Below are 505 nucleotides of genomic sequence, written 5' to 3'. Positions count from 1 at the left end.
GCCGGGCGTGCCCGTATCGAATGGAAACTCATCACCAACCTGCCGGTCCGCTCTCGTGCCGAGGCAATCGAGAAACTTGACTGGTATGCGATGCGCTGGAAAATCGAAACCTTCCACAAAATCCTGAAGTCGGGCTGCAAGGCCGAGGAGTCTCGACTTCGTACAGCCGACCGGCTAACGAACCTGATCGCGGTCTTCTGCATCCTAAGCTGGCGCATATTCTGGATCACCATGCTCGGCCGCTCGGCGCCACGGGCCGCAGCCAAACTCGCGTTCACACGCACCGAAATCGACCTGCCTGAACACGTCGTTCACGACACGTCTCATAACGCACAGGCACCACCGCTCGTGCGCAACGTCATCAGGCTCGCCCAGCTCGGTGGTTACCTTGCGCGTGCCAGTGACCCTCCGCCGGGCACTACCGTGATGTGGCGTGGGATGCGACGTCTGACTGACATCCAGATCGGCTATGAACTCGCGCTAAAAAGAAGTGGGTAATTGCAAG

At 59.2% G+C, this 505-nt stretch carries 1 protein-coding gene; it reads left to right on the top strand.

Annotated features, from left to right (window positions below):
* The coding region (locus P0D80_RS51115; RefSeq protein WP_408296593.1) for an IS4 family transposase at positions 1–498 on the top strand (498 nt) is incomplete at its 5' end.
* Positions 499–505: the final 7 nt, after the last annotated feature.

Origin of the sequence: Paraburkholderia sp. RL17-373-BIF-A (genome assembly GCF_046030175.1) — a bacterium.
In the GTDB taxonomy this organism is placed as follows: domain Bacteria; phylum Pseudomonadota; class Gammaproteobacteria; order Burkholderiales; family Burkholderiaceae; genus Paraburkholderia.
This window is presented reverse-complemented; position numbering and strand designations above follow the sequence as displayed.